We start from the raw sequence: 606 nt of genomic DNA on the forward strand, positions 1-606 counted from the left end.
TAAAACAACATGACAGACTACATTTATTGCCGTGAATACGGCCTGCAACCAGTTATTTGGAATTATAATTTCGGGCGAAGCGAAGCCCGCGACTACCCGTTGGTAATCATCAACCAATCAGCCCCCAAAGGCACACCGCTATGGACTGGCTCTATTGAATACAAGCCAGAAAACGAGATTATCGCATTAAATAGGGTCTTATACAGTAAACTTATTACCCTTAGCGATTTCAACGGGTACGACCACATTTATGTAGGCAAAAAGAGTGATTTCTATTTTCAAAACGTGGCTTTCGATTTCGTAAACGATAAATGGAAAATCAGGAATTTAAGCCACCCAATGAATAACTACAAATTCAACGTTTGGGACAGGGAACATATCAAGAATATCCTTAACAACTTTCTGACCAAGCAAAAAGAAGAAGTCTTTAACCTGTTTTATACCGAGATATATAAATCTGACGGCTTAAACAGGTCTTTACGTATCTTGGAATCAGTTATTGAGTTAAAAGACGATTTTTTAAAATTGCTTGTACCAGCCGAACAACAATTTTTAGACACACCCGAAGGCTTTGACGGTGGCACTAAATCCCCACCTAAAACCAGC

1 protein-coding gene is annotated in these 606 nt (G+C 39.1%); it reads left to right on the forward strand.

Features of this window, described 5'->3' with window-relative positions:
- Window positions 1-9 precede the first annotated feature (9 nt).
- Window positions 10-606, forward strand: a 597-nt coding sequence (locus WAA15_RS24520; RefSeq protein WP_337045485.1) for a hypothetical protein, incomplete at its 3' end; no start/stop codon positions are given.

The organism is Emticicia sp. 17c (assembly GCF_037153985.1).
Classification (GTDB): Bacteria; Bacteroidota; Bacteroidia; order Cytophagales; family Spirosomataceae; genus Emticicia.